Raw genomic sequence first — 7,095 nt, 5'->3', positions numbered from 1 at the left:
ACCGCGCCGCCACCCGGGCGCGCGCCCTTGCGGTCGACGCTCGGCCGCGCGACATGGGGCCGCGCCGCATCTTCCTTGCGGCGGACGTGCGGTGCTGAGCCGCGCGACATGGGCCGCCGCGGGAACCGTGCCGCACCGGCCCTGCGGCGGATGTGCCGTGCTGGGCCGCCGCGAGGTGGGCCCGGTCGGGGCGGCGTCAGCCGAGCGGCGGCGCGGTGGGCGGTTTCGGGGCGGCGGGCTCCTCCGCCGCCCCGCTCGGCTGCTCCTGGTCGCCGAAGGACTGCCGGACCAGGCGGTTCGCCTCCTCCTGGTCGATGCCGGAGGCCACCAGCAGGTCACTGGCGGTGGTACGCACCTGGGCGATCACCACGCTGCCGGAGAAGCCGACCCCCTCGGCGTACGCCCGGCCGGCCTCGCTGACCGCCCGCAGGGACCGCTCCCGGGCCTTCTCCGGGTCCTCGCCGACGGCGAACTCGTGCTTGAGCAGGCGGACCGTCTCGGCGAGGTGGGCCACCGCGTCGGGCATCGGCCCCGGCACCGGCTCCTCGTCCTCGATCAGGGTGACGGCACGCCGGATCAGCGTGCCGCTGTTGCGCATCGCCCGGTCGATCGGGTCGGCGGCCTCCGCGTAGTGGGTGAGCTCGTCGCGCCGGTGCCAGCGCGCCGGCGACAGCATCACCGTCTCCTTGGCCCCCTCGATCGCCTCGCCGAAGGCGGCCAGCTCGTCCTTGTTGTTCCGGAGCCGCTCCAGGGCCTTCTGGATCTTGTCCCGGTCCCGCTCCCGCAGCCCGTCCGCGGTGACGTCGAGCTGGGCGGCGAGCAGGTCGAGGGCCGGCCGGGCGGCCCGGTTGATCACGCGTAACGGGTTGAGCGGCAGCAGGATCGCGGTGACCAGCAGCGCGATTCCGCCGCCGACGAACGCGTCGACGAACCGGGGTATCTCCAGGTTCGCGGTGGACGGGCTCAGGGTGACGATCAGCACCGCGGTGGCGGCGGCCTGGATGACGATGGCCACGCTGGCCCCGGCGAAGATGGTCAGCAGGATGGCGGAGGTGACCACCAGCCCCAGCTGCCACGCCCCGGTCCCGAGCAGGTAGATGAGGAAGTCGCCGAGCGCGACCCCGACCGCCACCCCGATGATCAGCTCGATCGTCCGGCGGAACCGCTGGCCGACCGAGACGGCGAGCGTGCCGACCGCCGAGATCGGGGCGAAGACCGGCTGCGGGTTGCCCAGCAGCTCGTGCGCCGCCAGCCAGGACAGCCCGGCGGCCAGACCGGCCTGCACGGCCAGCCCCAACGCCATCCGCACCCGGTGCAGGCGGTCGTGCAGGGTCGCCCTGCCCCGGTGCCGCAGCTCGTCCACCGCCGCGGCGATCCGCGCGCCGTCGATGTCCGTCGCGCGGTCGCGCCGGATGGCGCGTCGCATCAACGACGGTCGACGGTCCCGGGCCACGGCCATGGCGGGGACTACCCGCACCGTCCCGGGTGAATCCTCTCCGATGGCGGTGGTGCGGCAGACTCGGCCGGGTGGCGGATCTCCTCAACCGGTGGCGGGCGGCGGCCCGTGGCGCCGGGGCGACCGACGCGGCGGAGCTGGACCGGGCCGGGGCGGACCTGCTGGCCCGCTGGCGGGAGCCGCACCGGCGCTACCACACCGTCGACCACCTGACCGCCGTGCTGGACGTCGTCGACGCGTACGCGCCGGCGGCCGGCCGGCCGGACCTGGTGCGGCTGGCGGCCTGGTGCCACGACGCGGTCTACGACCCCCGCGCCGCGGGCGACGCGAACGAGCGGGACAGCGCGACGCTCGCCGGCACGCTGCTCACCCGGTCGGGCCTGGCGGCCGACGCCGTGGCCGAGGTGCGTCGGCTGGTGCTGCTCACCGCTGGGCACGCCGCCGACCCGGGCGACGCCGAGGGCGCGCTGCTCTGCGACGCCGACCTGGCCGTCCTGGCGGCGCCGCCCGAGGCGTACGACCGCTACGCCGCCGCCGTCCGCCAGGAGTACGCCCACGTGCCCGACCCGGCGTTCCGGGCCGGCCGCGCCCGGGTGCTCACCGGGCTGCTCGCCCTTCCGGCGCTGTACCGGCTGCCCCCGCTCGCCCGACGCTGGGCGGAGCCGGCGCGGGCGAACCTCACCCGCGAGCTGGCGGCGCTGAGGGCACCGGCGGCCCGGACGCTCCCGGCGGCTCCCGGTCCCGGCCGGCCGCCTGCCGGCTGAACTCCACCCGGCTCCGCCCACCACCGTCGAGCCGCCGACCGTCGGGCCGTTCGCCACCGGGGCGGGCCGCCGGGACCGCCCCGGCCAGGTGCTTGGGGCGGCGCAGGCCGGCGGCGCGGAGCAGCCGGACCAGGTCCCGGCTCGGCACCACCCGGGCGCCCAGCCAGACCGCCATCGCGAACCGCTCGGCCGGGATGTCGTAGTGGTCCCGGTCGAAGCCCCGGCGGGGCGCGCCCAGCATCTCGGCGAAGGCGTGCAGCTCGGCCTGGGAGACGTCGCTGATCAGGTGCGACCAGAGCCGCCCCCGCCACGGCCAGCCGGGCCGGTCCAGATAGAGCATGGCGGCCAAGCTACCCGGCGCGAGCGCCGGTTGATGATCGCGCCCGGCCGACCGTAGCCTCGGCGGCATGGCCGGATCCCCCCTCCTCGACGACCTGCGGGCGGTGCTCGGTGACGCCGCCGTGCTGACCGACCCGGACCTGCTGCGGATGCACGAGCGGGACGAGGCGGACCTGTGCGCCGCCGGCACCCCCCTGGTGGTGGTCCGGCCCCGCAGCACCGCGGAGGTGGCCGCCGTGGTGCGGGCCGCCGCCCGGCACGGCGTGCCGGTGGTGCCGCAGGGGGCGCGGACCGGGCTGGCCGGCGCGGCCAACGCGGTCGACGGGGCGGTGGTGCTGAGCATGGTCGCGATGGACGCGATCCTGGAGATCGACCCGGTGAGCCGGATCGCGGTGGTCCAGCCCGGCGTGGTCAACGCGACGCTCGCCGCCGCGGTGGCCCGGCAGGGGCTCTGGTACCCGCCCGACCCGGGCTCGTGGGAGTCCTCCACGATCGGCGGCAACGTCGCCACCAACGCCGGTGGCATGTGCTGCGTCAAGTACGGCGTCACCACCGAGTACGTGCTCGGCCTGGAGGTGGTGCTCGCCTCCGGCGAGGTGCTGCGCACCGGCCGGCGCACCGCCAAGGGTGTCGCCGGGTACGACCTCACCCGGCTCTTCGTCGGCTCCGAGGGCACCCTCGGCGTGATCACCGAGGTGACCGTCGCGCTGCGCCCCGCCCCGGCGGAGCGGCTGACCATGGTGGCGGTCTTCCCCTCCACCGCCGCCGCCGGCGCCGCCGTCGCCGGGATCGCCGCCCAGGGGCTCTCCCCCAGCCTGCTGGAACTGCTCGACCGGACCCACCTGCGGGCGATCGAGGCGTACCAGCCGATGGGGCTGCGGACCGACGCGCAGGCGCTGCTGCTGGCCGCCGTGGACACCGGCGCGGCGGCGGCGGACGACCTGGCCGGGCTGGCCAAGGTCTGCGAGGCCGCCGGCGCGGACGAGGTCTACGCGGCCACCGACGCGGTGGAGGCGGCGGCGCTGTTGCAGGCGCGCCGGCTGGCGCACCCGGCGATGGAGAAGTTCGCGGCCGACAGCTACCCGGGCGGCAACGGCGGGCTGGTCATCGACGACGTGGCGGTGCCCCGGGGGGCGCTCGCGGCGCTCCTGGACGGGGTGGCGCGGATCGCGGCGGAGTGCGAGGTGCCGATCGGGGTGGTGGGGCACGCCGGGGACGGCAACATGCACCCGAACATCGTGGTGGACCGGGCCGACCCGGCGAGCGTGGAACGCGGGCGGCGCGCCTTCGACGAGATCATGCGGCTGGGCCTGGACCTCGGCGGCACCTGCACCGGGGAACACGGGGTGGGGCTGCTCAAGCGCGACTGGCTGGCCCGGGAGATCGGGCCGGTCGGCGTCCGGGTGCACCAGGCGATCAAGGCGGCGCTGGACCCGGCGGGCCTGCTCAACCCCGGCAAGGTCCTCTGACCCCTACCCGACCGGGGCCGGCCCTGGCGGGGCACCGGACGGTCAGGAGGTGACCTCGGCGGGCGTGGCCTGGGTGAGCAGCAGCAGGATCTCGTTGGCGATCGGTGGCCGCTCCTCGCCGGGGCAGTCCTGGGAGGTGATCAGGCCGGTCGAGGTGAGCAGGCTGGAGGTCAGCGAGTCGATGCAGCTGACCCGGTACTGCCGGGCCTGGTCCGTTTCGCCGGTCAACCCCGGGTCGGCGAGCAGCCCCTGGAGCCGCCGCACCTGCTCCGGGCCGAGCACGCCGGTCGACGTCACCCCGTCACCGGCGCAGTCCACGCACTCCCACCGGCCGTCCGGCTCCACGTTCAGGGTGCGCAACGGGCCGTCCGCGCCGACCTTCTGCAAGAGGCTGACCCGGCCCTTGCTGGCGGTCGCCGCCCCGCCCCCACCGGGTTGCCCCGCCGCCGTTCCGGCCGCGACCGGGTCGTCGTCACCGCCCACGACGGAGCAGCCGGCGAGCACGACAGCCAGCAGTGCTGAGAGGGACAGGGCTTGCAGGCGAGACCAGGAAGCGGGAACCACGCGCCGGAACCTACCCCACCGTAGGTAGCGCCCGGAACCGGCCGACCGGACGCCATCGACAGTGGACGTTCCGTGGGGGATCGGTCACCGGGACGAGGAGGGAAGTTCAGCCGGGTCGCCGTCGTCCGCGCCCCGGTCGGCGGCGAAACCGCGGACGTCGGGGGCGCCGAGCCGGGCGGCGTCCGCGGTGGCGTCGTCCGGCATCAGCTGGGACTGCCGTTCCGCCTCCACCCGGGCCCGGTAGTGCTCCACCTCACGGGCCCGCGTCGCGGCGTCCCAGCCGAGCACCGCACCCATCAGCTCGGCGGCGTGCCCGGCCGACTCCAGGCCCCGGTGGGCGGTCTCGAAGGAGATCCGGGTCCGGCGGGTGAGCACGTCCTCCAGGTGCAGCGCCCCCTCGGCCCGGGCCGCGTACGTCACCTCGGCGGCCAGGTACTCCGGGGCGCCGGCCAGCGGGGAGGCGAGCAGCGGGTCGGCGTCGATCAGCGCGAGCAGGTCGAGGGTGAGGGTGCCGTACCGCTCCAGCAGGTGCTCGACCACCCCGACCGGCACACCGTGGCGGCGGGCCAGGTCGGCCCGGTCCCGCCACATCGGGGCGTACCCGTCGGCGCCGAGCAGCGGCAGGTCGGCGGTGCGCGACGGGCGTACGGCGCCGAGCCGGTGGGCGGCCCGGTCGACCACGTCCGAGGCCATCACCCGGTAGGTCGTGTACTTGCCGCCGGCGACCAGCAGCAGCCCGAGCATCGGCTCGAAGACCGCGTGCTCCCGGGACAGCTTCGAGGTGGAGTCCGCCTCACCGGCCAGCAGCGGTCGCAGCCCGGCGTAGACCCCCTCGATGTCGGCCGTGGTGAGCGGCCGGTCGAGCACGGCGTTGACCTGTTCGAGCAGGTATTCGATGTCGCGGGCGGAGGCGGCCGGGTGGGACCGGTCCAGCCGCCAGTCGGTGTCCGTGGTGCCGATGATCCAGTGGCCGCCCCAGGGGATGACGAAGAGCACACTGGTGGCGGTGCGCAGGATCAGCCCGGTCTCGCCGGTGATCGCCGAGCGCGGCACCACCAGGTGCACGCCCTTGGAGGCGCGGACCCGGATGCCGGGGCGCAGCCCGACGTCGTTCAACATCCGGGACATGTCGTCGCTCCACACCCCGGTGGCGGCGATGACGGTGCGGGCGCGCACCTCGAACTCGGCGTCCGGCGAGCCGGTGGGGGCCTCCAGGTCACGGACCCGGACCCCGGTCACCTCCCGGGCCTGCCGGATCAGCCCCACGGCCCGGGCGCTGGTCACCACGGTCGCGCCGAGGCTGGCGGCGGTGCGCGCCAGGGTCACCACCAGCCGGGCGTCGTCGACCTGCCCGTCGTAGTAGCGGATCGCCCCGGCCAGCGCGTCGCTCCGCAGGCTGGGGAAGATCCGGCGGGCGCCCTCGCGGGTCAGGTGCCGGTGCAGCGGCATGCCGCGCCCGCCGCCGAAGAGGCCGGCGAACGCGTCGTACGCCGCGACCCCCGCGCCGTAGTAGGAGCGGCGGAACAGCCGGGCCGGCAGGTCCCGGACGCCCCGCCCGGCGGGGAGGGGGACCAGGATCGGCACCGGCCGGACCAGGTGCGGGGCGAGCCGGGTGGCGAGCAGCCCGCGCTCGGTGAGCGCCTCGTGGACCAGGTGGAACTCCAACTGCTCCAGGTAGCGCAGGCCGCCGTGGATCAGCTTGCTGGACCGGCTGGAGGTGCCGGCGGCGTAGTCCCGCGCCTCCACCAGGGCCACCTTCAGCCCTCGCGACGCGGCGTCCAGGGCGGCGCCCGCCCCGGTCACCCCACCGCCGATGACCAGCACGTCGAAGCGTTCGGCCTTCAGCCGGCGCAGGTCGGCGGCGCGCCGCCCGGGAGAGAGCTGACCGGCGGCGGCTCGGGACACGTTGGGGTCACGCACCCGTCCACGGTAACCGTCGCAGCCGGCGGGCGGCACGCGCCCGGTCGGGTGCCCCCGTCGGCGGCCCCGGACGCCCGCCGGTCCGGCCGCCGTTCGGCGCGGGCGAGCGGGTCACCATCTGCCGGTCAGGTGCCGGCGGCGACCCGGGGCGGTGTCGGAGGGCCGCCGCGTCGCGACCGACATGGGAGAGTGCTGCCATGCAGGCCGAGCAGCCCGATCGGAACGTCCTGTCCGCCCCGCCCGCCGGCCCCCGGCCGAGCCCGTGGGCCGTGGTGGCGGCCGTGCTGGCCGGCCTGTGGATCGTCGGGTTCACCGTGGTCAGCCAGCTCGGTGGCTGGGTGACCGACCAGGTTCTGCTCGTGTCGGGGCTGGACCGGCTGGTCTGGCTCTGGCCGGCGACCGCCCTGACCACCGTGCTGCTGGTCGGCGCGCCCGCGCTGGCGCTGGCCCTGGTGCCGCGCTCGGCGGCGGTCCGGACCACCGGCCGGGTCTGGCTGTCGGCGGCGCTCGTGCTCGGCGCGCTGGGGCTGCTCCGGGCGATCCCGCCGGTGCACCACGAGGCGTACCTGGCCGCGCTGGTCGC

At 76.3% G+C, this 7,095-nt stretch carries 6 protein-coding genes and 1 pseudogene; 3 read left to right on the top strand and 4 right to left on the bottom strand.

What is annotated here, in order from left to right:
* Positions 1–196 precede the first annotated feature (196 nt).
* On the bottom strand, positions 197–1,426 hold the full coding sequence (locus NCC78_RS24995; RefSeq protein ID WP_250797433.1) for an FUSC family protein: 1,230 nt from the start codon (positions 1,424–1,426) through the stop codon (positions 197–199).
* A gap of 101 nt (positions 1,427–1,527) precedes the next feature.
* Here NCC78_RS24995 and NCC78_RS24990 point away from each other — a divergent pair, with 101 nt between their 5' ends.
* A complete protein-coding gene (locus tag NCC78_RS24990) occupies positions 1,528–2,220 on the top strand; it encodes an HD domain-containing protein (RefSeq protein ID WP_250797432.1) in 693 nt (230 codons plus the stop codon).
* On the opposite strand, the gene NCC78_RS32250 is transcribed toward NCC78_RS24990, so the two are convergent.
* A complete protein-coding gene (locus NCC78_RS32250; RefSeq protein WP_308220949.1) occupies positions 2,135–2,560 on the bottom strand; it encodes a DUF4031 domain-containing protein in 426 nt (141 codons plus the stop codon). The genes NCC78_RS24990 and NCC78_RS32250 overlap by 86 nt on opposite strands.
* A gap of 67 nt (positions 2,561–2,627) precedes the next feature.
* Here NCC78_RS32250 and NCC78_RS24980 point away from each other — a divergent pair, with 67 nt between their 5' ends.
* Complete coding sequence (locus NCC78_RS24980; RefSeq protein WP_250797431.1) at positions 2,628–4,028, top strand: FAD-binding oxidoreductase; 1,401 nt, start codon at positions 2,628–2,630, stop codon at positions 4,026–4,028.
* A 42-nt stretch (positions 4,029–4,070) separates the two neighbouring features.
* Here NCC78_RS24980 and NCC78_RS24975 read toward each other — a convergent pair whose 3' ends face one another.
* Together NCC78_RS24975 and NCC78_RS24970 are read right to left on the bottom strand one after the other, a co-directional pair.
* Positions 4,071–4,592, bottom strand: a complete 522-nt coding sequence (locus tag NCC78_RS24975) for a hypothetical protein (RefSeq protein ID WP_250797430.1) — start codon at positions 4,590–4,592, stop codon at positions 4,071–4,073.
* 84 nt (positions 4,593–4,676) lie between these two features.
* Positions 4,677–6,497: a glycerol-3-phosphate dehydrogenase/oxidase gene (locus NCC78_RS24970; protein WP_250797437.1), complete on the bottom strand. Its 1,821-nt coding sequence runs from the start codon at positions 6,495–6,497 to the stop codon at positions 4,677–4,679.
* A 212-nt stretch (positions 6,498–6,709) separates the two neighbouring features.
* Here NCC78_RS24970 and NCC78_RS24965 point away from each other — a divergent pair.
* Positions 6,710–7,095: pseudogene (locus NCC78_RS24965) on the top strand (S8 family serine peptidase); the annotation flags it as partial.

Source organism: Micromonospora phytophila (genome assembly GCF_023656545.1).
In the GTDB taxonomy this organism is placed as follows: Bacteria; Actinomycetota; Actinomycetes; order Mycobacteriales; family Micromonosporaceae; genus Micromonospora; species Micromonospora phytophila.
Note: the sequence above shows the minus strand (reverse complement) of the source record. Positions and strands in the feature narration are given on the sequence as shown.

What these genes read in the sequence shown, in the direction of transcription:
- NCC78_RS24995 (WP_250797433.1), bottom strand. Translation starts at nt 1,426, where the DNA reads ATGCGACGCGCCATCCGGCGCGACCGCGCGACGGACATCGACGGCGCG.
- NCC78_RS32250 (WP_308220949.1), bottom strand. Translation starts at nt 2,560, where the DNA reads ATGCTCTATCTGGACCGGCCCGGCTGGCCGTGGCGGGGGCGGCTCTGG.
- NCC78_RS24980 (WP_250797431.1), top strand. Translation starts at nt 2,628, where the DNA reads ATGGCCGGATCCCCCCTCCTCGACGACCTGCGGGCGGTGCTCGGTGAC.